The sequence below is a fragment of the Paenibacillus sp. Pae15 genome (genome assembly GCF_024519685.1).
Lineage (GTDB): Bacteria > Bacillota > Bacilli > Paenibacillales > NBRC-103111 > Paenibacillus_G > Paenibacillus_G naphthalenovorans.
Window position 1 is genome coordinate 1 of record NZ_JALJRM010000036.1, and the last position, 24,855, is coordinate 24,855.

27 protein-coding genes and 2 pseudogenes are annotated in these 24,855 nt (G+C 49.8%); 3 read left to right on the forward strand and 26 right to left on the reverse strand.

Going from position 1 to position 24,855, the window contains the following annotated elements; translation table 11 throughout:
• The 7 genes and pseudogenes from NR121_RS25405 to yneA all read right to left on the reverse strand — a co-directional run.
• The coding region (locus NR121_RS25405; RefSeq protein ID WP_483874594.1) for a hypothetical protein at positions 1–49 on the reverse strand (49 nt) is incomplete at its 3' end.
• Between the two features lie 29 nt (positions 50–78).
• Positions 79–479, reverse strand: a pseudogene (locus NR121_RS25505) (transposase); the annotation flags it as partial.
• Between the two features lie 596 nt (positions 480–1,075).
• Positions 1,076–1,867 (reverse strand): HAD family hydrolase, encoded by a 792-nt coding sequence (locus NR121_RS22190; protein ID WP_054818218.1) that lies wholly within the window; start codon positions 1,865–1,867, stop codon positions 1,076–1,078.
• A 24-nt stretch (positions 1,868–1,891) separates the two neighbouring features.
• Positions 1,892–2,401 (reverse strand): hypothetical protein, encoded by a 510-nt coding sequence (locus NR121_RS22195; protein WP_171005805.1) that lies wholly within the window; start codon positions 2,399–2,401, stop codon positions 1,892–1,894.
• A 24-nt stretch (positions 2,402–2,425) separates the two neighbouring features.
• Positions 2,426–3,415 (reverse strand): aldo/keto reductase, encoded by a 990-nt coding sequence (locus NR121_RS22200; protein WP_062408735.1) that lies wholly within the window; start codon positions 3,413–3,415, stop codon positions 2,426–2,428.
• Positions 3,416–3,431: 16 nt separating this feature from the next.
• Positions 3,432–3,626: a DUF896 domain-containing protein gene (locus tag NR121_RS22205; protein WP_054818217.1), complete on the reverse strand. Its 195-nt coding sequence runs from the start codon at positions 3,624–3,626 to the stop codon at positions 3,432–3,434.
• A gap of 90 nt (positions 3,627–3,716) precedes the next feature.
• Positions 3,717–4,082, reverse strand: coding sequence for a cell division suppressor protein YneA (yneA, locus tag NR121_RS22210; RefSeq protein ID WP_235594301.1), 366 nt, complete (start codon positions 4,080–4,082; stop codon positions 3,717–3,719).
• A 143-nt stretch (positions 4,083–4,225) separates the two neighbouring features.
• Here yneA and lexA point away from each other — a divergent pair, with 143 nt between their 5' ends.
• Positions 4,226–4,846, forward strand: a complete 621-nt coding sequence (lexA, locus tag NR121_RS22215) for a transcriptional repressor LexA (protein ID WP_062408736.1) — start codon at positions 4,226–4,228, stop codon at positions 4,844–4,846.
• Positions 4,847–5,102: 256 nt separating this feature from the next.
• Here lexA and NR121_RS22220 read toward each other — a convergent pair whose 3' ends face one another.
• The 6 genes from NR121_RS22220 to NR121_RS22245 form a co-directional block, all read right to left on the reverse strand.
• Entirely contained in the window at positions 5,103–6,002 is a 900-nt protein-coding gene (locus NR121_RS22220; RefSeq protein ID WP_054818216.1) for an SDR family oxidoreductase, read from the reverse strand.
• Between the two features lie 216 nt (positions 6,003–6,218).
• Complete coding sequence (gene glnA / locus NR121_RS22225; RefSeq protein ID WP_062408738.1) at positions 6,219–7,556, reverse strand: type I glutamate--ammonia ligase; 1,338 nt, start codon at positions 7,554–7,556, stop codon at positions 6,219–6,221.
• Between the two features lie 90 nt (positions 7,557–7,646).
• Complete coding sequence (locus NR121_RS22230) at positions 7,647–8,060, reverse strand: MerR family transcriptional regulator (protein ID WP_054818215.1); 414 nt, start codon at positions 8,058–8,060, stop codon at positions 7,647–7,649.
• 206 nt (positions 8,061–8,266) lie between these two features.
• Positions 8,267–9,517 (reverse strand): methionine gamma-lyase family protein, encoded by a 1,251-nt coding sequence (locus NR121_RS22235; RefSeq protein ID WP_256831949.1) that lies wholly within the window; start codon positions 9,515–9,517, stop codon positions 8,267–8,269.
• Between the two features lie 3 nt (positions 9,518–9,520).
• Entirely contained in the window at positions 9,521–10,843 is a 1,323-nt protein-coding gene (gene hflX / locus NR121_RS22240; protein ID WP_062408740.1) for a GTPase HflX, read from the reverse strand.
• 185 nt (positions 10,844–11,028) lie between these two features.
• Positions 11,029–12,006: an AAA family ATPase gene (locus tag NR121_RS22245; RefSeq protein WP_054818214.1), complete on the reverse strand. Its 978-nt coding sequence runs from the start codon at positions 12,004–12,006 to the stop codon at positions 11,029–11,031.
• Between the two features lie 189 nt (positions 12,007–12,195).
• Here NR121_RS22245 and NR121_RS22250 point away from each other — a divergent pair, with 189 nt between their 5' ends.
• The gene (locus NR121_RS22250; protein WP_256831950.1) at positions 12,196–12,324 is read left to right on the forward strand and encodes a hypothetical protein; all 129 of its coding nucleotides are present in this window, start codon (positions 12,196–12,198) and stop codon (positions 12,322–12,324) included.
• A gap of 198 nt (positions 12,325–12,522) precedes the next feature.
• Here the strand turns inward: NR121_RS22250 and NR121_RS22255 are convergent, their stop codons facing one another.
• From NR121_RS22255 to NR121_RS22290, 8 genes and pseudogenes are all read right to left on the reverse strand, one after another.
• Positions 12,523–12,828: a hypothetical protein gene (locus NR121_RS22255; RefSeq protein ID WP_256831951.1), complete on the reverse strand. Its 306-nt coding sequence runs from the start codon at positions 12,826–12,828 to the stop codon at positions 12,523–12,525.
• The gene (locus NR121_RS22260; protein ID WP_062408741.1) at positions 12,803–13,438 is read right to left on the reverse strand and encodes a DL-endopeptidase inhibitor IseA family protein; all 636 of its coding nucleotides are present in this window, start codon (positions 13,436–13,438) and stop codon (positions 12,803–12,805) included. Before NR121_RS22260 ends, NR121_RS22255 begins: the two co-directional genes overlap by 26 nt.
• A 3-nt stretch (positions 13,439–13,441) precedes the next feature.
• Positions 13,442–14,082: pseudogene (locus NR121_RS22265) on the reverse strand (carotenoid oxygenase family protein).
• A 375-nt stretch (positions 14,083–14,457) separates the two neighbouring features.
• Entirely contained in the window at positions 14,458–14,670 is a 213-nt protein-coding gene (locus NR121_RS22270; RefSeq protein WP_054818209.1) for a TetR/AcrR family transcriptional regulator, read from the reverse strand.
• Positions 14,671–14,782: 112 nt separating this feature from the next.
• A complete protein-coding gene (locus NR121_RS22275; RefSeq protein ID WP_054818257.1) occupies positions 14,783–15,439 on the reverse strand; it encodes an HAD family hydrolase in 657 nt (218 codons plus the stop codon).
• Between the two features lie 121 nt (positions 15,440–15,560).
• The gene (gene tatC, locus NR121_RS22280) at positions 15,561–16,289 is read right to left on the reverse strand and encodes a twin-arginine translocase subunit TatC (RefSeq protein ID WP_054818256.1); all 729 of its coding nucleotides are present in this window, start codon (positions 16,287–16,289) and stop codon (positions 15,561–15,563) included.
• Between the two features lie 92 nt (positions 16,290–16,381).
• Complete coding sequence (tatA, locus tag NR121_RS22285) at positions 16,382–16,654, reverse strand: twin-arginine translocase TatA/TatE family subunit (protein ID WP_054818208.1); 273 nt, start codon at positions 16,652–16,654, stop codon at positions 16,382–16,384.
• A 17-nt stretch (positions 16,655–16,671) separates the two neighbouring features.
• A complete protein-coding gene (locus NR121_RS22290; RefSeq protein ID WP_256831952.1) occupies positions 16,672–18,348 on the reverse strand; it encodes a PhoX family protein in 1,677 nt (558 codons plus the stop codon).
• A gap of 201 nt (positions 18,349–18,549) precedes the next feature.
• Between NR121_RS22290 and NR121_RS22295 the strand changes: the two genes are divergently transcribed.
• Positions 18,550–19,323: a GNAT family N-acetyltransferase gene (locus NR121_RS22295; RefSeq protein ID WP_054818207.1), complete on the forward strand. Its 774-nt coding sequence runs from the start codon at positions 18,550–18,552 to the stop codon at positions 19,321–19,323.
• 73 nt (positions 19,324–19,396) lie between these two features.
• Here NR121_RS22295 and tatA (NR121_RS22300) read toward each other — a convergent pair whose 3' ends face one another.
• From tatA (NR121_RS22300) to NR121_RS22320, 5 genes are all read right to left on the reverse strand, one after another.
• Positions 19,397–19,591: a twin-arginine translocase TatA/TatE family subunit gene (gene tatA, locus NR121_RS22300; protein WP_062408745.1), complete on the reverse strand. Its 195-nt coding sequence runs from the start codon at positions 19,589–19,591 to the stop codon at positions 19,397–19,399.
• Between the two features lie 113 nt (positions 19,592–19,704).
• Positions 19,705–20,355, reverse strand: coding sequence for a SanA/YdcF family protein (locus NR121_RS22305; RefSeq protein WP_235594341.1), 651 nt, complete (start codon positions 20,353–20,355; stop codon positions 19,705–19,707).
• A 28-nt stretch (positions 20,356–20,383) separates the two neighbouring features.
• Entirely contained in the window at positions 20,384–21,109 is a 726-nt protein-coding gene (locus NR121_RS22310; protein WP_082660765.1) for an alpha/beta hydrolase, read from the reverse strand.
• Positions 21,110–21,251: 142 nt separating this feature from the next.
• Complete coding sequence (locus NR121_RS22315) at positions 21,252–21,950, reverse strand: peptidylprolyl isomerase (RefSeq protein WP_054818206.1); 699 nt, start codon at positions 21,948–21,950, stop codon at positions 21,252–21,254.
• A gap of 129 nt (positions 21,951–22,079) precedes the next feature.
• Positions 22,080–24,740 carry a PBP1A family penicillin-binding protein gene (locus NR121_RS22320; RefSeq protein WP_082660766.1) on the reverse strand — a complete coding sequence of 887 codons (2,661 nt, stop codon included), beginning with the start codon at positions 24,738–24,740 and terminating at the stop codon, positions 22,080–22,082.
• Between the last annotated feature and the right edge of the window lie 115 nt (positions 24,741–24,855).

Consider the following 24,855-nt stretch of genomic DNA (forward strand, 5'->3'; position numbering starts at 1 on the left):
TCACCCGGATTTCCCGGTTCCCTTTGGCTTTCGTGCAGGCATCCTTCAAAGGACAGCCTGTACACTCCCGACTCCGGAATAGTGCTCCAGCTTGACGTACTTTTCCTCGACGAGAAAACCCAAAATGGCTGTAAAAACCGTTTCAAGGACGTCTTTCATCCGCTCGGAGCGGAAGCGGTTAATGGTGCGGAAATCCGGCCGCTGTCTGGCCGCAAGCCACATGAACATGATATTTTCGCGGACGGCTTTGCGATCTGACGAGAGGAATAGATTCGCTGGGTGTAGGCGTACACGTTGACTTTCGCAAGCATTTTCGGATGGCAGCTATCCTGCCCCCCACCCGGGTAAGCAGCTGCAAAGATATTGTCGTCTAACCGATTAACCGCATCATTGACAATGCGGACCAGATGCCCCGCGGGAATATCTTCTTCTAAATCCATTGGCAGACAGAGTTGATCCATGTTATATTGAATGTACAAAAGAAGCCCTCCTTTGAATGGTTGCTCGTCACTTCCATTTACTAAGGTTTGGCTTCTTTTTGTTTTACAAAATTAAAAAAGGGGGTATCCCCGTCACCTCAGTGACCTCCATCCGATTCAAGGTTCCGAACAATCTGGTCAAAAAGCGGCATCGAGTTTAAAGACTATGAATGGCCGGAACCAGTACTTCCTAAATTCAGAGAGCATTAAAACGAAGTAACCGACTTCAATCAAGTCGGTTACTTTTTCATATATTGAACTTTTTACTAGCCAGTTGCTCTAAGACTGAGTCAAACCGTACGGGGGACGGTTTATATCCAAATGCTATTGGCTGGAATGAATCATTGTATGGGGTTTCAGGCCAAACGATTTCTAAAGAGAAAATACGGGAACATTAGGTGTGATCACAAGCATTAATCTTCCCATGCCAATAAAACCAGGTGAATCGAATAGCTTAATTATACAGGAAAAAAGGTACAGCCTTCTCATTTATTTTAGGGACTGTACCTTTTTTAATCCAAAGGGACTTTTTCAGTGGCCTCCCCTAACAGAGGGGTTTTCTTTTACCGACAATATGATAAAGTATTAGGACCAATTTACAACGAATCGATGACCGATTGAATCTCACGCAAGCTTTTGATTTCGTGCGACGGTACGATGTCATCCGTACGCTTTAGGCCGTGGCGGTTGATCCACATATTGCGCATACCGACGGTATTGGAGCCGAGAATATCCGTCGTCAGCTTATCCCCGATCATCACACCTTCATCCGCTTGAATCCCTAACAAACCCATTGCGTGTTCAAAGATCGCAGCCGCCGGCTTCCCTTGACCGAAATCTCCGGAGATGACGATATGATCAAAATACGGAGCAAGCTCAGGAACGCCTGCCAGCTTTTCCTGTTGCAAATCGGGCGAACCGTTCGTCAAAAGGAGCAGCTGGTACCGGCCCTTCAGCTGCTCCAGCACCTCGAATGTTTCCTCATAGACGATAGGGCGATTTCTTCGTTCTACGGGAAACAGCTCTCCAAGTTTATAGCCAAGCTCCTTGTCTTCAATGCCTACCGCTTTCAACCCGCGTGTCCAAGACTCGGTACGGTATTGGGGAGCCAGCGCTTGAAGCTTGCGAAATTCTTCTTGTTTCCCTTGGGTAAAATGCGCCCAGAGTCCTTCAAACGGGTTAATTCCGATCATTTTTGTGAACGGGAACGTCTCGTACGATTCATATAAAGCGCGGGCTTCACGTCGTACGGCTTCCTCCAACTGATCCGGATCCACTTGATAATGTTTAGCCGCTTCAGCACAGGTTGCTTGAAAAGCTTCTTTCACACTGCGGTCGTCCCACAGCAGCGTATCATCCAAATCAAAAAGTACTGCTTTGATCGCCATAAAAAGTGTTCCTCTTTCCAGATGTTAATCTTGTATTAACGTTACGTTGTATTTTTCAGCATACTCCTGAAGCTTGATTCTGGCGGAATCGATCGGAAACATATGATAGATCTTGGTGAAAACCCACCGTTTTCCTTTTGCCTTAAAGTTAATGACTATCGCGTCTTTGCTTATGGTAATATCCTTGATTTGGTCCGCGTCATAAAAACGGTCCCCACCAAATCGGCGGGAAGATAAGGTTTTTTTATCGATTTTCAAAAAAGGGCGCCGAATCCAATAAATCAGTAACGCCAGAAATATATAGCTTGCTCCTGTAATCCAATACAGCTGTTCTTGCCCGGGTTGATTCCGAAACACGATAAAGCAAAAAACACCGGTAGCCACGAGCAGCATCGGCAAAAACCAGCTCCGGCCTTTGAATATGACCGAACCGTCGGCATTTACTCCCGATATCTCACCTTTTCCGCTCTTCCTCCGCTGCATATTAGAAATTTTCGTATTTTTACGAACCATACGTTCCCACTTACGTGACATGATGAGTGCCCCTTATATCGTCATTTACACCTTGCGCGAAAATTTATCAATAAATCGGGTTGGATATTCGTATTCCAGAGCGCTTACATCATCCAGACGCTGCCACAAGGAGTCGTCCAGCTTCCAATCCACCGCTCCCATGTTTTCCTCGAATTGTTCCAATGTCCGCGCGCCAAAAATAGGAGAAGTGATGCCCGGTTTATGAATCAACCAGTTCAATGCCACCTGAGCCGGGGTCTTGTCCGTCTCATGGGCAACCGAAATCAATTCATCCAGAATGCGGAAGTTTTTCTCCGTATTGCGAATTTCCCAACGGCTTTCTCCCGTTTTAGACGCCAAACGCCCTTCCGTCGGTTCCTGTCCACGAACATATCTTCCTGTCAAGAAGCCGCCGCCAAGAGGAGCCCAAGGGATCACACCAACGTTTTCCTCCAAACAAAGAGGCAAAACCTCACGATCCATTGTACGGCATACTAAACTGTACTGCGGTTGAATGGAGATAAAACGGGCATAACGATTAAAGTCACTGATGCTTAATGATTTCATCAGCTGATAGGCCAAAAAGTTGGAGCAGCCGATATACCGTACTTTGCCTGAAGTAACCAGATCATCCAAAGTTCTCAATGTTTCTTCTATGGGCGTAATTTGATCCCATACATGCATTTGATATAAATCGATATAATCAGTGCCTAATCGACGAAGACTGGCTTCCACACCGTCGAGAATATGTTTTCGGGATAAACCGACGTGATTGACATTATTACCTGTAGGAAAGCGTACCTTGGTCGCCAAGATCACATCGGAACGACGCTCCCGAATCGCTTTTCCCACGATCTCTTCGGAAACACCGGAGACATACACATCCGCCGTATCAATAAAGTTTCCTCCGCGATCCAAAAAACGATGAACCATTTCAATCGAGTCTTGTTCGTTTGTCGTATTTCCGAATGTCATTGTTCCTAAACAAAGCTCGGAAACGGCAATTCCGCTTTTGCCCAAAACACGATAATTCATCCCTTAACCCCCCTTCTTACTTCTTCTCTTCCTGATCAACAAACTTGATGTTATCCAGTTGACCACGCAAGGAGGTTTTAAAAGAATCGATATACTTCCTTCTTAATCCATTGCGTTCATCCAGTTCGGCATCGGTTAGCCCTTCCGATTTCGCTTTGCGGGCCAATTCGTTAATTCGCCGCACCAATGCATCATGATTCGATTCACTCATGCCGATCCTCCCGGTAATGTCATTTCAAATTATACTTTGACATTACCGAATCTGATTGTCAAGAGAAGCAATACGGCACATGCGCAGCGATTAGGGAAGCAACAATTTTTGTCCTACTTGCAAATGGGAATTCTTAAGATGGTTGATCCCTTTGATCTGATGTATATATTCCCTTATATCCTGTCCTTGGTCCGCATATTGAGAGGCAATGCTCCAAAGCGTGTCCCCCGATTCAACCTCCACGTAAGAATATATCTGAGGCTGCGAGGATGCCGCATGAACATCTTGGTCAAAAAAGAAGCTGAACATCGTAGAGATAAAGAACACTGCACAAAAAAGCAAGGCACCCAAAACGGCAGCGTGAACATATGTTCCCTTATTATTATCATTATGCTTGGTTAGCATTACCTGGCGGGAATGATAGTTATGTATAAGCCGAGAATTTTGAATCATCATGATCGACCTCCAAACATTTGTTCTGTTTTTAATCTATCAGGAACATTTGTTTGTGTCAACCATTTATTCGAACTTATGTTTGTACGAACTCCGGTTCTATGTTATACTTCTAAGTAATGATTACCAAAAATGGAGTGATGATCTTGAGCAAAATTTCCAATCGGCAGCAGGCGATTCTAGACTTTATCAAGAATGAGGTCAGAGAAAAAGGCTATCCCCCTTCAGTAAGAGAGATCGGAGAGGCTGTGGGACTGGCATCCAGTTCCACAGTTCACGGGCACTTGGAACGTTTGGAAAAGAAAGGAATGATTCGCAGAGACCCGACGAAGCCGAGAGCTATTGAAATATTGGACGGAAGCTCGGCGGACGGCGCATTCTCCGTATCGGTTGCCAGAGTGCCTTTGATCGGGCGCGTTACCGCCGGCGTACCTATTACCGCGACGGAGAACATCGAGGATTACTTCCCGCTGCCCAGCCATTATGTAAAAAATGATAACGTCTTTATGCTAAGCGTAATCGGAGAAAGTATGATCGAGGCCGGTATTCATAACGGGGATTATGTTATCGTACGCCAGCAGCAAACCGCCAATAACGGAGATATTGTCGTTGCCATGACCGAAGACGATGAAGCGACAGTGAAAACCTTTTATAAGGAAAAGGATCATATTCGACTGCAGCCTGAGAACCCGACGATGGAGCCGCTGAGACTCAAGAACGTCACGATCTTGGGCAAAGTCATTGGTGTATTCAGAAATATTCAATAATTTTTTCCCTTTCACCGCCGATTCCGCCGGTTGAAAGGGATTTTTTATATCAACGCATTTATGGCGAGTCTTTGGAAAGCGAGGAAGGATTTTACCGCTGAAATCCACTTTTTATGAGCCCAGTGCACCGCAGGAAATCTTGTTGAGCGTTTGCAAGCATATGATCTGCGTAAAATAAGCCTGTTCCGGCGTTATGCGGATAAGCGGCTTGTTTAGGCTTGTTTATATATGATGCTCAATTAGAAAAACCAAAAATCTACGTCGTCACCATAGCTCCACCGTTGACATGAACAACCTCACCGGTCACATAGCTGGAATCATCTGATGCCAGAAACACGTAAGCCGGAGCCAGCTCGAACGGCTGCCCTGCACGCTTCATCGGAGTATCCAGGCCGAAGCGCGATACTTCATACGCCGAATAGCTGGAGACGATCAGCGGAGTCCAGATTGGCCCCGGAGCGACGGCATTGACCCGAATTCCCCGTTTCACCAAGGATAGAGCCAGCGAACGCGTGAACGAGACGACGGCTCCTTTTGTGGAAGAATAATCGATCAGCTCGGGTGCACCTCTATATGCGGTGATCGAGGCCGTATTCACAATCGCGCTTCCCGGCTTCAGATAGGGAAGCGCGGCTTTCGTCATATAGAACATCGGGTAAATGTTCGTGCTGTACGTATTGTGCAGCTGTTCGGCGGAAATGTCGGACACGCTTTCCTGCGGAAACTGAACGGCCTGATTCAAAATCAAGATATCGATTTTTCCAAAGGTGCGGAGCGTTTGATATACCGCTTCCCGGCACACCGTTTCCATCCTCAGGTCGCCGGGTATGAGCAAGCATGCTCTGCCGAGCTGCTCGATGCGCTGTTTTGTTTCGTATGCGTCCCGATGCTCATATAAATACGGGATGGCTATATCGGCTCCTTCCTTGGCAAAGGCGACGGCGACCGCCCGACCGATGCCGCTGTCACCGCCGGTAACGATTGCAACCTTGCCGCGCAGCTTGCCGCTGCCGACGTAGTGCGGGTTTTCAAAAATCGGACGGGGCGTCATTTTGTACTCCAGTCCGGGCTGCACCGGCTGATGTTGAGGCGGGAATGCAACCGGCTCCTCGGTACATTTCGTTTCTTTTCCATAATAGGGATAAACGGGTATCATATTGACCTCCTGAACTTCTTATTCAGATGGCCTATTGTATTCCAGCAGGATCGTAACTGTGCAGCCTGGCTGGAACTTGCGTCCACTCCGCTAAGGGAAAAAGCGATGGCCGCGCCTATGGAGCCTCATTCTACTTACAGAGGTCAGCCAAAAAAACGAATAATGCCCACAAAAAGAAAAATCCCTTAACGCTTAAAGCGCCAAGGGATTCCCCGATTAATAAAGCGTCAAATATTGATCCCGCTCCCATTGATGAACCTGAGTGCGGTAAATGTCCCACTCGATCTCTTTCAGCTCTATGAAGTGTGCAAGTGCGTGATCGCCGAGCGCGTCGCAAATGACATCGTCGCGGAGCAGCTCGTCCAACGCCTGCTTCAAATCAAGCGGAAGACTTGGAATGCCTTGCTCTTCCCGCTCTTCTTCACTCATCACATAAATGTTGCGGTCCGTTGGAGGCGGCAGTTGCATTTTGTTCCGGATGCCATCGAGACCGGCCTTCAGCATGACCGCCAGAGCCAGGTAAGGATTCGCCGCCGGATCCGGATTCCGCACTTCCACGCGTGTGCTGACGCCACGGGATGCAGGAATACGAATCATCGGGCTGCGGTTGCTTGCAGACCAAGCCACATAACAAGGCGCCTCATAACCTGGTACAAGCCGCTTGTAGGAGTTGACCGTCGGATTGGTTATTGCGGCAAAAGCGCGGGCATGCCGCAGTATGCCGGCCATGTATTGTCTGGCTGTCTCGCTTAAGCCCAGCTTATCGCTCTCATCATAGAACACATTCTCTTTGCCGTTGAACAATGATTGATGGCAATGCATTCCGGAACCGTTCACTCCGACCAAAGGTTTCGGCATAAACGTGGCGTGCAGACCGTGCTGTCTGGCAATGGTTTTGACGACCAGCTTGAAGGTCTGAATTTGATCCGCGGCTTTAATCGCGTCCGCATATTTAAAATCGATCTCATGCTGACCCGGAGCCACTTCGTGGTGAGATGCTTCAATTTCGAATCCCATTTCTTCCAGCGTAAGTACAATTTCACGACGGCAGTTCTCGCCAAGGTCGGTTGGTGCCAAGTCAAAGTAGCCGCCCTGGTCGTTTAATTCTGTCGTCGGATTGCCCTTCTCGTCGGTTTTGAACAAGAAAAACTCAGGCTCAGGCCCGACGTTCATTGCGGTGAAGCCCATTTCTTCGGCTTCTCTCAATACGGATTTCAGAATACCGCGCGGGTCGCCCGGGAACGGACGGCCATCCGGCAAATACACGTCGCATATTAAGCGGGCAACACGGTCTTCCGTTACCCAAGGGAACACGACCCAAGTATTCAGATCGGGGTATAAGTACATATCCGATTCTTCAATGCGCACATAACCTTCAATCGAGGAACCGTCGAACATCATTTTGTTATCGAGGGCTTTCTCCAGTTGACTTACAGGAATTTCCACATTTTTGATGGTTCCAAGCAAATCTGTGAACTGAAGTCGAATGAACCTTACGTTTTGTTCCTTGGCGATGCGCAGAATATCTTCTTTGGTGAAATTCTTATCTGTCACTGTGAAATCTCCTCCTTAAACTAAGTGGCAAAATTAACGGAGCATGCCCGGTACGCTTGAAAACGGTACCGGACATGCTCCGGTCAAAGCCTACTTTCTGAAAAAACGGGATAATTCTCCCTGGATCAAGGACACTTGATTAGGACGCCGGCCTCCACCCAAGAGCTGTTGTTTCAGTATCCGGTGAAGCTGCGTGTCGCTCAGCTCTCTACGCTTGACTTCCGTCTGCTCATTGAGTATGGTAGCATCCTCGGAATCCTTATCAACCGGCAGCAGCACCTGCTTGATCCCGGCGATGTTAACGCCTTTCTCGATCAAATCCTTGATCTCGAGGAGACGTTCTACATCATTAAACGAATACAACCTTTGGTTTCCTCCGGTCCGGGCCGGGATGACGAGCTCATGCTGCTCGTAGTACCGGATTTGTCTGGCGGTCAAATCGGTCAGCTTCATTACGATGCCGATCGGAAAGAGCGCCATATTTCTGCGGATTTCATCAGTCATGACCATCACTCCTAAGCTACTCTGGAACCTTACCTCTATTGTAACCTTACCGGAAAACATATGTCAAGCTGTGTTAGGTTTATGCCATATGTTATTTTTGATTACAGCGGCTAACTTCCTATAGCAATAAGTCCTGCTCCTGAGCAGCAGCCGTCAGAGCTTGTCCGCGGCTTTGGCAAGTGAAATAGCTGGCCGAGCTGCGGGAATTAAGCGAGCAGTCCCCGGTCGATCATGTTTTGAATGGCCGTCAGCACACCCATCTTGCAATGGGAGTAGGTTAATCCTCCCTGCATATAAGCGATATAGGGCTCCCTGATCGGAGCGTCGGCAGACAGCTCCAGGCTTCCGCCCTGGATAAAGGTACCTGCAGCCATAATGACGGGATGCTCGTAGCCGGGCATGTCCCATGGTTCCGGCACGACGTGAGCGTCAACCGCGGCGGCTTGCTGAATCCCTTGTACAAAAGCGATTAAATGCTCGGCGCCCGTGAATTGAATCGCTTGGATAAGATCGGTGCGAGGGTCGCTCCAATGCGGGCTTGTCGTAAATCCGAGCTGCTCGAACACCGCGGCGGCGAACACCGAGCCTTTCACGGCTTGTCCAACCAGATGAGGAGCCAGAAACAAGCCTTGATAGATGGATCTTGTCGTACCGAGCATAGCCCCGACTTCCCCCCCGATCCCCGGAGCGGTTAATCGATACGAAGCCAGCTCTACATACTTGGCTTTGCCCGCGATATATCCCCCGGTCTCCGCCAAGGCTCCTCCCGGATTTTTAATCAGCGAGCCCGCCATCAGATCGGCACCGACCTCGGTCGGCTCGACCAGCTCTGTGAACTCACCGTAGCAGTTATCGACAAAGACGATGATATCGGGACGGATTTCCTTGACAAAACGAACCATCTCGGCAATCCGGGAAACGGTGAAAGACGGCCGCCAGGCATAGCCGCGCGACCGCTGGATTCCGACCACCTTGGTGCTCGGGCCGATCCGGCGGGCAATTTCGGCATAATCGGGCGATCCGTCCTCGAGCAATCCCACCTCGCCATACGAAATTCCCCAATCCTGCAAAGATCCGTTTCCGTCACCCGGCTTCCCAATGACCTTATGCAGCGTATCATAAGGTCTTCCGGTGATCATGAGCAGCTCGTCACCCGGCCGGAGCACGCCGAACAATGCCGTGCCGATCGTATGGGTTCCCGATACGAAATGGGGACGGACCAGGGCCGCTTCCGCCCCGAACACATCGGCATATACGAGATCCAGCACTTCACGGCCGCGGTCGTTATACCCATAGCCCGTAGAAGCGGCAAAATGATAATCGCTCACTTTGTGCTTTTGAAAAGCGCGAATGACCTTCCATTGATTCCGGTCGACCACACGGTCAATATCTTTCAGCTTCTCCTCGATTTTTTGCTCAGCTTGCTCCATCAAACGGAGCACTCGATCCGTAAACATACCCTAGACGTCTCTCCCTTGTTCTCCCTCAGCAGGCCGGACTGCATCGTAGGCAGCCAGCATATAACCGATTTTATCGAATGCCTTGTGATTTACTCTTACCTTAAACAGCATATCGCTGCCGTCAACCTCATTCTCAAGCACCTCGCCAATGCGGTAGACCAGCGAGATCATATCCCCTTTGTCCGCCGGAATCCGGAAGGAACGGCTGCCGCCCGTCATACGGACTTCAATCCGCTCTTTGAGCCGAAGTAAATCTTCCTCCCGAAAAGCGGATATTTTCAGGAATTCCCCTTCCGTCGTCAGCATATCGGCCTGCTCCGGCGGGCAAAGATCGATTTTGTTGAATACCGTTATCCGATCTTTCCCGTGGGCGCCCAGTTCTTCAAGCACTTGGTCGACCACCTGCATCTGGGCTGCCATCATCTTGGAAGAGCTGTCCACAATATGCAAAATCAAATCGGCTTCGCAGACTTCTTCCAATGTGGCCCGAAAAGCAGCTACCAAATCATGCGGCAGGTTCTGAATGAAGCCTACCGTATCCGTAACCACGATCTCCAATCCGTTTGGCAGCTTCAGCGAACGCGACGTCGGATCAAGCGTGGCAAACAGCTGGTTCTCGACATATACATCCGCATGGGTCAGCTGCCTCAATAATGTCGATTTACCCGCGTTCGTATAGCCTACCAGCGCGGCTTGATACACACCGGACTTCTTGCGTCTTTCCCGGTGCAGACTCCGATGCCGGACAACCTCCTGCAGCTGCCGCTTCAGCTCGCTGATCCGGTTGCGGATATGACGGCGGTCTGTCTCGAGCTTCGTTTCCCCGGGACCGCGCGTTCCGATACCTCCACCGAGCCGGGACAGATTTTTGCCCTGACCGTACAGCCGCGGCAGCAGATAGGTCAGCTGGGCCAGCTCCACCTGAATAATCCCCTCCCGCGTTTTTGCGCGCTGCGCGAAAATATCCAATATGAGCTGTGTCCGGTCGATGATTTTGACATCCAGAAATTGCTCCAGATTCCGCACCTGAGCTCCCGAGAGCTCCTGATCGAAAATGGCGGTATTCGCCCCGGTTTCCTCGATCATGGCTTTGAGCTCCTCGGCCTTGCCCCTGCCGATAAACCATTTGGAATCGGCATATTCCTTATTTTGCGTAAGCGAGCCGAGCACTTGTACCTTTGCCGTCTCCGCCAGACTGGCGAGCTCGGAAAGCGAAAATTCCGGATCATAGGCTTCCCGCATTTTTTGCTCAGCGGTAACGAGACTGACCAGGATGGCCTTTTCCTGTGCGTTCGGCATCACTTCGTAAGATGTTTTTTTCATATATGTTTATACTTCTCCTTTTTATAATCTCCACTGCTTCGCACTGAAGCAAGAAACAGGAATAAGGAACGTTCACGTTCATTGTAAACGTCCCTTCGCCGAATTACAATTCAATGATGAATTTATAATGATTCTTTCCGGACTGAAAGCGTTACAAACCCTCTTGATGACTCCTAACCGTATTGTTATAAGCCGATTTGTTTTTTTCTAAACGGATTCGTCAGCTGATCTTCATAGAGATTAAAATCCTGCGGGAGCAAATTCATTAAATCCTGTTTGTTCGGCTTCTGGGCTTTGCTTAACAACCGAACCGCCTGATACCGTATGGCTTTCTCAATCAAATTTCTGACATATCTCGCGTTGCTGAAATGCAGCTCTGTCAGCTTTTGAATATAAAGATGCTCTTTTATTTTTTTTATCGTCTCGGGCATTAACACATATTCGCGTTCGGAAGCCATTTTCTCCGATATCTTGATCAGCTGATCCACTTGATAATCAGGAAAATCAACTTGAATGGGAAATCGTGACGGCAGCCCGGGGTTCGTTTGCAGGAAATGATCGATCTCATCAGGGTACCCGGCCAGGATCAGGATAAAGTCGTTCTTGTGATCCTCCATGGCCTTGACGAGGCAGTCAATGCTTTCCTTGCCAAAATCCTTCTCTCCGCCCCGCGCCAGGCTGTAGGCCTCATCAATAAACAGAATCCCGCCCAGCGCCTTTTTGACCATTTCACGGGTTTTTAGCGCCGTATGGCCTATGTACTCTCCAACAAGGTCTGCACGCTCCACCTCGATCAGATGCCCTTTGGACAAGACGCCCATCGATTTAAACAGCTTGGCAACGATTCGGGCCACTGTCGTTTTGCCTGTCCCCGGGTTTCCTTTGAAAATCATGTGGTACACATGAGACCCCGCATGCAGGCCGGCTTCCGTTCGAAATTGCTTGATTTGAAGCACCGCATATATTTGGAAAATCAGTTCCTTAACATCTTCAAGACCAATCATGCCGTCAAGCTCTTTAAAAATGTCCGAAAATGTTTCGAGATGCGCAGGTATGGTTTTCCCGTTAATTTCGATCATCTGCGCTGCAGGCGGTTCCTGGTTGTTGAAGACAACATTAATTTGACGGTCCCTTTTGGTTATTTTACGCGTGTCCTCCTCCATCGCTCTCACCTCTTCACTCATTTTATGCATCAAGCCGCTGTGATCATGTTTTAAACTTTTGGCGCTTGTACTAAGGCTTCCTATTTTTGAATAGGGGATGAGACAATAATCGACACATCCTTCTGTTTACTCACGTGACTTTTGTATAATAAAATTGAACTGACGAACTTATGGGCGGGGACGATCACGATGGACCGAAAAGAGCTGGAGATTGAAGACATTGTTGAACAGCGGGGTATCAGTTTGGGAATGTTCAAGGAATGGAATAAGGAAAGCATCAATAACGAACCAGAAAGCTTATTTATAAACGCGAGCTGATAATCAATGAGGCGGCCCCTAGGGACCGCCCTTTTTTTCGTAAGGCATCAACCTCACTTTGAGATGATGATGGAGAACAGTTTATAATATACCAAGTTTGGCTGCAGCCTTTTGTCATATTCGGATCTGATTCAGTTTACGGTCCAGCACATAAATGTTTCCGTTCAGATCAGAGTAAAGCCTGCCGTTCAGGTCGCTCTATTTCTCGACTTTGCCGTCCGTTTCAATGCGGTATATACCGTGAGCCCCATTTTCTTGATCCCGAGAAAACCGGTTATACGTTCCGATCACCAAGCTCCCATCCTTTTCAGCACTGACCACCTGAATATCGTGAGTATTCAATTGATCATTGATGACGTGACAGTACCCTTGGCTTTGGTCAAAGTCAATTCGCCCGCAAGATCCGCGTTTCTTACAGTGACCTCTTCCGGTGCGGTACGGATCACCCAAGAGGCCCCATCCTGATTTTTTTAGCGCTTCACCGGATCGTATCCACCGGCTCATCGATACGCCATCCTTTGCCTTCGACATAGCGCAATTTAATTGTTTTTTCTTCAAATTCATCAAAGAGCGGTACTTGGAAACGGAAGGATCTCGTTCCTTTGCCGTCTTGGATTAATGTCGCCTTGGCATCTGCCCAGCCCGTCATACTTCCGCCGTCAGCCTCAGGTTGGGCCAATTTCCCTTCAATTTCCACAATAGAGCCGTTCTCCGTCTGCTTTTTCCAATAAGCCTCCGCCTGTTCAGGCGTATAGATCTCTTCGATATAGGAGATGAATTTGTCCTTCGTATCTAAATCGCTGCCCATCCAACGGTAAGGATGTTCTTTCCCCGGAACGGAAAAGGACTCGCTGATGTGTTGTCCGTCGCCGCCCAGCAGAACAGCTGCAATACTTAGAATAAACCCGGTGGCCATGAAAGCAGCGAAGACATCCAGCTTCTTCTTGTGTTTAAGCAGATGAACCAGGGTATCGATCAGTGGAATTAATGTAGCGATGGACAGAGCCGCTACTTCCGACATATGATTCTCCAGGACTTTGAAGACCCATACCGGCAACCCGACATTGATGAATAAAGAAATGAATATCCCTCGTATCACCCTTTTCCGATCCATCTATTACAACCCTCTCTCATTCGTATACAAGCCGTGAAAACCAAAAGGAATGTGATGAGGAACCTCAGCCCGTCCTACCTCCTCCAAGTTGCGGGCATTACATACTAACAAATAGGACCTTCCTTTCAAGCCGTCCAAAACTACGGAAGCAAGAGGCCGTCATCCTCCGCTGTTGCTCCGGGAGAAGGAACAAATCCCGGTTCACCCGGATAACTGCCTTCTTTATGCCAAATCCAGGATTCACCTGTATGCGTATCGATTTTGATCAATTGGTTGCTTACGTTTTCCGGACGAAGCTGACTTGTGCTGATTCCATAGGCATAACGATATTCCCGTCCGTTAAAGCGTTGATAAGGAATAGCCGGAAGCTCTATCGTTTCGGGAGACAATATCTCAATCCGCGCATTAGATGTACCAGGAAGCAGAGTGAATCGTTTGAACTTGGGATGGGACTGCGCCGATTTCTCTCCCATCATTTGATCAATAAACAAATTGTTCACTGCAGCGGCGTTTTCCGACATACAAACATCCACAATAATATCGGAACCCTTCTCATATGCATTAATCTCGTGGTAACCAAAACCCGCATCGCCTTCCACCATTTCTTGCTCCAATGTTGTTAGGCCCATGTGAAATGTTTGCATAACTTCCTCCTATTGCTCGCTTTTTTTAAGCGTACCAACCATGAAACGGAACATATCCTGCAGCTTCGCAGCCTGACGATCCGGATTTTTGTCCAGCAGCTGGTTTATGCGTAATCCATAGGACAAGGTGACAAACATGGAAGCAAAGGATTTGGCATCTACATCAGCCGGTATGGCGCCGTGCTCTTGCCCAACCTTGATCCATGCTCAGACAACAACAAAGAATTTTGATGTACTTCTTCCAAAATCGCTACCGTTTTCATATTATGTCTTTGGCTTAATAAATAAATAAAAATGAGATTACTTACTTCTCTCTCAGCAAACGAGGATACAAGAGCTTGAACAGGCTTCCGGACATCCTTGTCCTTTGATTGATTAACCTTCATGGAAGCTATGATTTAATTCCTCCATATAGCCTAATAGAATTTTCCCGAACAGCTCATCCTTGCTTTTCACATAATGGTATATTGCTCCTTTAGACAAGCCGGTTCTTTCCATAATGTCCTGCAGAGTCGTTTGTTGACATCCCTTTTCTTTAATCAGCTGCTCGGTCGTCGATAAAATAAATTGAAATGTATTTTGATCCATTTGATCCTCCTCTAATTCCAAAAAAACCGACCGTAGGTCTGTATTTTTATGATACATACCGTCAGTCGGTTTGTTTTCACTTTTTTGAAGAGCCCTCTTCATCGGATTTGCATTACGCCAGGCTAACGATTAGTTCACGCAGGGGAAGTTCTTCCATGGAACTCAAACGCTGATCATACTCCCCGAACTGAAGTTTGGCGGTAACGCTGTTCGGTACAATCACGCACCACATGCCAGCACGCTTGGCCGCAAGCGCTCCGTTAGGCGAATCCTCGAACGCTACGGCCGCCTCAGGACGTACGCCAAGCCCCTCCAACGTCTTCCTGTACAGCTCAGGGTCCGGTTTGACCTTGGTCACATCATCGGACGTACGAATGCAATCAAACCACGGAAGGAGACCGAAACGCTCCAAATAACCGGTAACCCATGCTCGCGATGAGCTTGAGGCCAGGCCGACGCGCAGACCCAGTTCTTTCGCTTCCTGCAAATAGGCGCGAACGCCCGGACGTACGTCCGCATGCCGCATTTTCTCCTCATAGGTCATCTTGTGCCTTTGACGTGCTGCCTCCCTATCCCATGCCCGGCCTATTCGCGCTTCTAAATCATCATAAGGATTAAAGGCTTCCGGTCCGGTTCCGATGCATTGCCCCCAAATGTCAAGAGTCAGTTCACAGCCGTGCTGCCGGTACATCTCTTGAAACGATTCAAACTCCGGCGTCTCCGTATCCACAATCAGCCCGTCGAAATCAAACACCACCGCTTGGATCACGTTCGTCATCTCCCTTCATTCCTTGTAAACTATCGTACTATGTCCGGAGTTCCTTGGATAGCATATTTTTACTTCTAACAAAAAAGCGCCTGCCTTCCGGGGCAAGCGCAGCACGCAGCCATCAGGACTCCGCCGCCAGCGTCAGCTTCTTCTTATACACCCATTTGGATAACGAAATGCTGAATTCATAAAGCAGCAGCAGCGGGATAATTACCAGAATATCGGATATGAAATCCGGCGGCGTGACCGTAATGGAAACGACAACCAAAACAAAATAGGCAACTTTTCTCGCTTTCGCCAGCTTAACAGGATTAATCAGCCCGATTTTCGTCAAAAACATCACAATCGCCGGCATTTCAAACAGCAGCCCAAACGGTAAAGTAAGGTTCAGCATAAAACGGAAATATTTGTCCGCCGTATACATCATCAGTACTTGATCCTGGGCCATTTCCTTCATAAAGGAGAGCACCATCGGAAATAAAACAAAATAACCGAAAGAGATCCCTGCAGCAAACAGAACGGCAAGAGCGGGAATGAAAGCGAGCGCCGCCCTTCTCTCATCGGGCTTTAACGCCGGTTTGACAAAGCCCCATGTCTGGATGCCTGCAACAGGTATGGTCACCGCAATCGCAAACACGCCGGAGATCATCAGATACACCCACAGCAAATCGGTCGGACCCAGTACGGTAAGCCTGCCTTCCATGTCGCGAACCAGCCAGGCATATATTGGTTTGGCATATAAAAAGGCGGCGGCAAGCGCAACCAGGAAGGAGCACAAAGTCACGATCAAACGCCTTCTCATTTCTTCCAAATGAGTGATTACTTGCAATTCCTGATCTTGTTGTGCCATGAGATTTCCTCCGTAATCAAAAGATCGCTTCCGGTATGAAACAAGCGGAGGGGGTTCCGCTTGTCCACCGGAAGCGCGCATATTGGCTTGCATTAAGACTGTGTTTTCTCGACAGCAATCAAGTGAGGCTTGGTTTCAGCCGGCGAAGTGTTGGCAACGGCAGCGGAGGCGTGTTTCTCCTGCGTCTTGTCGTTATCGGTCTTCTCTTCGTCTCCACCGATCAATCCCTTCGTGGCGCTTTTGAATTCACTCAAGGTACGGCCAAAAGCTCTTCCGAGCTCGGGAAGCTTGGACGGTCCGAAAATGATTAAGGCAATGATTAAGATTAAGATCAATCCGGGAATCCCGATATTACCAAACGGCATGTAAAGTCAGCTCCTTATTAAAATTGAAAACCGGTAATCGCGATCACTGCCGGACGAGGCATCGTATCTCCCGGACGGCGCGGCCAAGTGCTGGTCGGTTTGCTTGGATCTGTCGTGTTTTCACCCGGATGCTGCACGGCGAGGAACAAGGTGCTTTCATCGGGTGTAAACCAGGGGCCTGTCATCTCGGCTTCGACCGGAGCGGAAGCAAACTGCATCGCAACTCCCATATTCGGACCCGTTGTCGGGATCACAAACATGCCGTTGTTGGCAAATGAAGTGAATACTCCCTTGTTCAAGCTGCCTGAAGATATATCGGTTACTGTCCACAGATTGCCGTTGCTGTCGAAGGTAAGGTTGTCCGGGGCGCTGAAGCCGCTTTGGCGTCCGCCTGCGGCAAAAATCTCAAAGTCAAATTCCATCGCGCCAAGGTCATTGTCTTTCTCAAAGAAGCGGGTGATGTGCCCGTGAATGTTCCCGTGATTGTCATTGTTGGTGTGAGCTACGAAGAAGGTATTGTCAAAAGGACAAATTTCGATGTCCTCAGGACGATCCGTCGGCGTTGCGCCAAGAATCAAGGCCGCTTCGTGCGTATTCACACAAACATCCGCCTGCGTCTGGAATTTGGCCGCGAGCTCTTCTTTTGTCGCTTTAATCAGGCTAGGCACCTTGAATTTTTCATCCTTCAATGCTTTCTGGACGGCTTCGATAGTAAGAGCAATCCACTTGCCTTTCTTCAAATCCGCAGCGTAGAGCGTTCCTTCCGTCAGCAGAGCCGTACTGGCGCGACCCATTTCGGGTACATAATTGTTCTTGGAAACGAATTTGTACACACAGGCATCCTTCTTGTCGTCTCCCATGTATACAACGACACGGCCGTCTTTGCTAAGGCCCATCGCCGTATTCTCATGGTTAAAGCGGCCGAGCGCGGTGTGCTTGCGGATTTCAAATGTCGGATCAAACGGATCGACTTCCACAACCCACCCGTAATGCGTAGCATCCAGCCCCGCTTGTCCGGACGTCTCTTCAAAGTTTTCCTCACAGGTCAGCAGCGTGTTCCACAGCGTCATGCCGCCGGAACAGTTCGCGAATGTTCCCTGAACATTCACCGCCCCATTCACCGCCTTCGTTCCTGCAGCAGGACCCACTAATTTCGTTGGCGTCAAACCGGTCACGCGGCGTGCGTATTTCGATTGGGTGTCGAGCTTCCAGACCCCTTTTTCGTCGCGGCGCACTTCGATGACCGACCCGCCCTGAACATACAGCATTTTCTTGATCTGCTCCGCCGTATAATTCCCGTCGGCGCCCGGCTGGCCATGGACGAACACATCGCTGGAGTATTCATGGTTTACCCACAGCAAGCCGTGCGTATTGGAGCCGTCGATCGGAAAATAGACGGTAAAATCATTGTTAAAACCAAACGTATCTCCTGCTTCGTTAATGACGTCTCCGTACGCAGCCACCACATCGTATTTAAATCCTTTTGGAAGAATCACATCGTCTACCTTACTGTGCGCAATCGGCTCAAAAAAACCGGACACTTTGTTGCTTTTGTAACCAAACAAGTGGTCAGCCGTCCTGGCGGCATAGGCTTTATCGCCGCCGGTCAGGGACCCTAGTCCGGCAGATGCGGCGGCCAGCGCAGCCGTACCTGTACCCAAATAAGCAAGAAACTTTCTTCTGTTCATCTCCATACCATTACACCGTCCGTTTCTCCGTATTGGTAATGATTGTTTTCAAAGCTATCATACGGGTCAAACGTAAAAGGAAGATTAAGGCGGTATGGATTTTTTGTAAATGAGCGTATGAAAATGCATTGTATATTCATCTATTTTATCGTATATTTATTCATGAATTGTCGGATATAACCTATAAACGAGGAGTCGAACGAGACATTGAGCACGGCCTTTTTTTCATATATCGAGTCATTGGCCCTGAGGACATGGCCCGCGGAGACGGAAGAATACCACAACGGTTGGTTTTTTCGGGCCTCCGGCGGGATCACCAGACGGGCGAACAGCATCTGGACATCCGACGGCACAGGGCCTTGGCAGCTGGATGACGCCAGGCCCAAGATGGCCGAGGCATTCTACCGGAAGCACCTTCTTCCCTTGCGATATCATATCAGCGACGCATCGCCCGCGGGCTTGGACGCTTGGCTGGAGCGGCAAGGATATGCAAAGGAAACCCCATGCTCCGTAATGATCGCCGATACGGACGAGGTTTGCGAAAGGACCGAAGCATCCCGTAACACCAAAATCAAAACGGTCGTCCAGCATCGGCATGACCCGGCGTGGGTGGAGCATTTTATACATATGGAAGGGTTTAAATCCGAGGCTGCCGGTTTTTATGACGGCTTATTCCATCGGGTGAAGCCCGACAAAGGGTTTGTGAGCCTGATTGACGGAGAGCGGTGCGTTGGGGCAGGTATGGCCGTTGCCGAGGATGGTTGGGCAGGTTTCGTCAATGTTGTGATTCATCCTCAGGAACGCGGCCGCGGACTGGGAAAGCTGCTTCTGCACGAATTGGCCCAGTGGAGCCGCGGCCATGGAGCCTCCCGATTGTACTTGCAGGTCATGAACGACAATGCCCCCGCGATTCGGCTGTATAGCAGTACAGGCTACAAAAGACTCTACGGGTTTCATTATCGTACACAGACTTCATCATAACTTTATGCATAAAAAACTCCCTGTTCCGTAAGCTTTCAGCAGCATACGCAGCAGGGAGTTTCAGTAAATACACTTATGATTTTTTCTCATCCTGAGGCTTGCTGTTATCTTCTTTATCCCCGGATACGAGGCCGCGAGTGGATTCCTTAAATTCGCTCAGCGTTCTGCCGAAGGCTCTCCCCAGCTCGGGAAGCTTGGACGGTCCGAACAGCAGCAATACTACGATCACGATCAATACGAGACCGCCGATACCGATATTACCAGGCAAGTCATTCCTCTCCTTTACGTTCAAACAGGTGTAGCTTTATTATATCAGCTTGTTTATGGAAAAGAAACCGTTCCCGCATTGTGCCTCGCCAACCTGCCATTCTATTCCGCTATTCAGATTTCCGTCTGCTGTCCGAATACCATCCTGACCTTGTCCCACTGCCATTTGGTTAAGGCTAATGTCTCCCTGCCTTTATGCCAGGCCATCATGAGCACCCTGGAATCCATTGGCGAGACCGCGGGGTCTTCATATCCCAGAAACCGGGCGATATCGAGCGCCCTTACGGCGTGATAACGGTGAGTTATAATGACGGACGAGGTCCAGCCGTTACTGCGCATGATTTTTTGGCTGAACAGCATATTTTCGTAAGTGTTCGTTGCTTCATTTTCCAGGTAGATGTCGCTCTGGCGGACCCCCTTATCCACCAGATAATTGCGCATGCCTTCCGCTTCCGTAAGCTCGGCGTTCGCATGATCGTATCCGCCGGATACAATAATATGTTTAATGGTACCCGATTCATACAATTGAACCGCACGGTTCAAGCGCTCCTGTAATGCCGGACTCGGTTCCGTTTGCCACAGTGCGGCGCCTAGCACGATCCCTACCTCTTTGGGCGGGAGCTTGCCTTCCGGCAAGCTGGCCATCTTCCATTGAATGAATAGCACCCACAGGAGAGCGATGGCCGTAACCATCAGCATCACTTTGACCGGAAACCTTAAAGCTTTCGCCAACCGGGGCGCAGAATTTCCTCTTCTTACCTTCACTTTCAAACCGAACACTCCCATACCCCAATCATTTCAAAAAACGCTCCACCGCTGCAAATAATTGCGGCGCTTCCGGCTCCATGCAAATCAGATGACGGGAATGCGGAAAGTAAATCAATTCCCTTTCCCCCTTCAGCTTGCGGTAAATATACTCTGCGCTTCGGGGGTGTACAATTGGATCCCGTTTTCCTTGAGCAATCAGCGTCGGTACCGTAATCCGCGGCAGCTCACGCAGCTTCGTATAACGAGCCAGCTTCGTAAATTGAAGGGCTGCAGGAAGAGGCGTATGTTTAATACGGTACATTGGCTCCAAGTCCCTGCAGCGGAGGCGGCCGGCCAAATCGCGAATAAACAAGTACGGGCTGAAGTAAATCGCCGCGGCATTAAGCAGCACCAGCCTGCGTACTGGGAAGCGGTTGGCCAGATAAGCGGAGAGGAGTCCGCCCATGGAAAAGCCTACTACCTCAATCTCCCCAAACTGCCGCGCAAGCCGATCGGCCTCCCGCGCAGCCGCTCTCAGCCAATCCCGCCATGTGACGTCACCGAGTCCCTTCAAGCCTTGATCATGACCAGGCAGCGTAGGCACATGACAATGAAAGCCTTGCTCGCGCAAATGCTCGGCCAGCGGCATGACCTCGTAAGGTCCGCCGGTAAATCCGTGCAGCAGCAAACAGCAGCGGCCATCTAATGACGGCGTGCCGGGAGCGGATGCCGAAGCATCCGGTTCAGGGCAGCCGCTGATATGAAGCGTCATAAGTACTTCTCCCCTTTAATGACGATGGAAGTTGTCGTTTCGTTCCGTTCTCCATAAAAATATTTAACCACAGCCGGATATATACGACTCTTTCTCCCCGGGTTTGATGTCAAAAAAGCAGCGTGGCGAACCACGCTGCTTTCTATTTTTCAGTTATCTCTATCGATTGGATCGTGACTTTCTCCGTCGGTACGCTCGGCGTCGGCTCATTCCCTTGCTTCACCGGTGTAGCGGCGATGTTCAGCACAACATCCATGCCCTCCACGACTTTGCCGAAAATGGTATATTTCTTGGGCAGGCCTTTGCTGTCCTCGCCCGTACAAATGAAAAACTGGCTGCCGTTCGTGTTTTTGCCCGAGTTCGCCATAGCGACAATGCCCGGCTCATATTGATGAGGCGAATTCAGTTCATCCTCGAACTTATAGCCGGGACCTCCCGTTCCATTGCCGAGCGGGTCGCCGGTTTGGATCATAAACGACTGGATGATCCGGTGGAACGTGATGTCGTTATAGAAGCCTTCTCTCGATAGGAAGACAAAATTGTTAACCGTCTTCGGAGCGTCTTTGGCGAACAGCTCGATCGTGAATGTGCCTTTGGAAGTCGTCACCTTCGCATGATACGTTTTGTTCGGATCAATCTTCATCTCTGGAGGAGATGACCAGGATTTCTTCCCGGCCGGCTCTTGGGACGATGCATTTTGCCCGGCAGGCTGGCCGCCGCTTTGAGGAGCGTTCCCCGTATTCGAAGGCGCAGTTTTCGTGCCGCAGCCCGTCATCATCAGGGCCAGGAGCGCTGCAGTGCAGAACCAGATGGCTATTTTTCGTAATCGCAAAGCTTTCATCCTTAGCAATTCACTCCAATGCTGTTATGTCGAAATGCGGATAGTATCCGGTGTTCATTATACTACGGATGTACGCCAAATTAAAAAACCAAACGAAGTGCCTCATTACTGCCTTTGAGCGTTCGAAGCTCAGCGTACCCATCCTGGTATCGGCTCCTCAGGTATGACGGCCCCAGGCTCGGAGGCCGGCGGGAACTGGATACCGGGTCCGCCGGAGCCGTCTGCCGGAGGAGCCGGCCCTGTGCCGCCGGTACCATTATCGAAGTCTGTGCGGGGTTTATCGGTGCCGGTGCCGCTACCGTTTTGGCCGCTGTCCGGTGTACGTTTGCCGCCATTCTGACGGCCTGGCCCCGTCTGCCCTCCCGGACCATACCCGTTCCCCGGTCGATCGGTTCCCGGCAGGCCTGTTCCCGGTCTCTCTCCCGGCCTTGTTCCAGACTCTCCAGTGTCTGGGTATTCCGTTCCAGGATCATTCGGATCCGCTTGCTCTTCATTCGGATCCGTACCCGGCAGCTCCGGATGCAAAGGATTCGAATCGTCGCCTTGCTCCGGAACCGTGACGGATACTACGTTGGAACGCGGGCCTGCCGTATTGTTTTCCCCATTCAGCGGCACAACAACATATTGATAAGTATCCGGCTGTATGGCGGAAATATCGTTTACTTCCGTTGCTGTCGTGGTGATGAGAGGTTCTGCCGGGAAATCCTGCATTTTGCTGTCCTTGCGGAATAATTGATACGATACCCCGGAGCCCACGCCGCTCCAACGGAGATGGACCGATCGTTTATCCTGTTGATATTCCGCCGTCAAGTCACCGATTGCTTTTGGAGGCGCAGCAGGCTCCTCCACGCCGGCCGGCCTCTTAAATGACCTGACCGGACGATTCATCAGCGATTTCTGCATCACTTCTTTGAAGATCGCCGCGGCGCTGCCGCTGCTCATCGATACATAATGCTTCGAATCGGTCTTGTCGAATCCCATCCAGACCGCAGCTGTCCATTCCGGGGTATAGCCGACAAACCACAAGTCCCGCATGTATCGTTCCAACCCTTTGATATCCAGCTGCGTCGAGCCGGTTTTACCTGCAACCGGACGTTCGAATTTTGCCGCCGTACCGGTTCCCCCGGGTTCAACCACCGTTCGCAGCATCTGGGTCATATACCAAGCCGTTTTGGCGCTCATCACAGGCGACTTCCGCTCTTCTTTAAACGAAGCTACCTCACCCTTGTCATTCGTAATTTTGATAATCGCATGAGGTTTGTTCATATACCCATTGTTGGCAAATGCGCTGTAAGCTCCGGCCATCTGAAGCGTGGTTACACCTTTGTGCAATCCCCCCAGCGCAATGGCCAGGTTGTTATCCTCGGGCGTCAGCTCGATTCCCAATTTGCGGACGAAATCCCTGCCGGTCCTGACCCCGATCTCATTCAACAGATCGACGGCAGGCATGTTGATCGATCTTCTGATCGCTTCCTGCATGGTGACCTCGCCGCGATAAACGCCATCGTAGTTTCTGGGCGAATACCCGTTGTACGATCTCTGTTCGTCTCTAAGCCGCGAGTATGGCGTATACCCTTTTTCTTCAATTGCAGGCGCGAAGACCACAAGCGGTTTAAACGCCGAACCCGGCTGTCTAGGTTGAGACACGGCACGGTTCAACCCGCGAGTCACATAGTCCCTTCCTCCGATCATGGCGACGATGCCGCCATCCTCATTATTCAGAATGACCATGCTGCTTTGCATTTTTTGCTGCGGACCGTCTTTTTGGAAAAATTTATTATTCGCATACGTTTGTTCCATGATTCTCTGAGCTACAGGGTCTAAGGTCGTGTAAATCTTATACCCTCCCCGCAGCAAATCATCTTCCTCAAAGCCGTACATATCCTGCGCTTCCTTGAGCACATAGTCGATATACGTTTGGTAATTGCTTTCCGCCACACCCTTCGGAGGCGTATACTCCACGGCGGCCGCTTCCGCCCGCTGCGCTTCGGTAATATAGCCTTGCTCCTGCATCAGTTTAAGCACAACCGCCCGGCGCTCCATAGATTTTTCAGGATCGTTCAACGGATTATATGCATTCGGCGCCTTGGGCATAGCGGCGAGCGTTGCCATTTGCCATAATTTCAGTTGATTTAAATCCGACACGCCGAAGTATACTTTGGACGCCGCTTTCACACCGTAAGCTCGCTTGCCAAAATAAATACGATTTAAATAATAGCTTAAAATTTCATCTTTCGTATATCTTTGCTCGAGCGCTACCGCAATGGACATCTCCGTCGCTTTGCGGAAAAACGTTTTGTCCGAGCTCAAGAACACGTTTTTGGCCAACTGCTGCGTGATCGTACTGCCGCCCTCCACCATGCTGCGGGCGACGATATCCTTGACCAAAGCGCGGCCGATGCCCAAAAAGTCAACGCCTGCGTGTTCCTCGAACCGTTTGTCCTCCGTGGCAACAAAAGCTTTTTTCAGCAGGTCCGGAATTTCGGACGAATCTACATTCTCCCGGTTTTCCACTTTCAACGAACCCGCTTCCTGCCCATGCACATCATAAATGTGGGACGCTTCGCTAAACTCTAATTTATCCAAATTTTCGGTCAAGATCCGGTTGCCGTTGACGATAATAAAGATATACACTCCCATGGCACAGATCGCCGCCACTGCTCCTGCAACGAAGGTCCACCAAAACACTTTTCCTATCGAAACTTTCTTTGCCTTCTTTTTGACCTTGCCCGACGCCGGTTTTTTCTCCATGGATGCTTTTCTCGGTGTCTTGCTGTTTCTTTCCGTCATGCCCCGACTCCCTTTCTTTATCTGTCTCTTGCGATTTACAGGATCTGAACCTGCAGCACTGCCTCTTAAAGAAAGAACAACCCAAGGAATCAGGGTTGCTCAGGGAACTGTATTC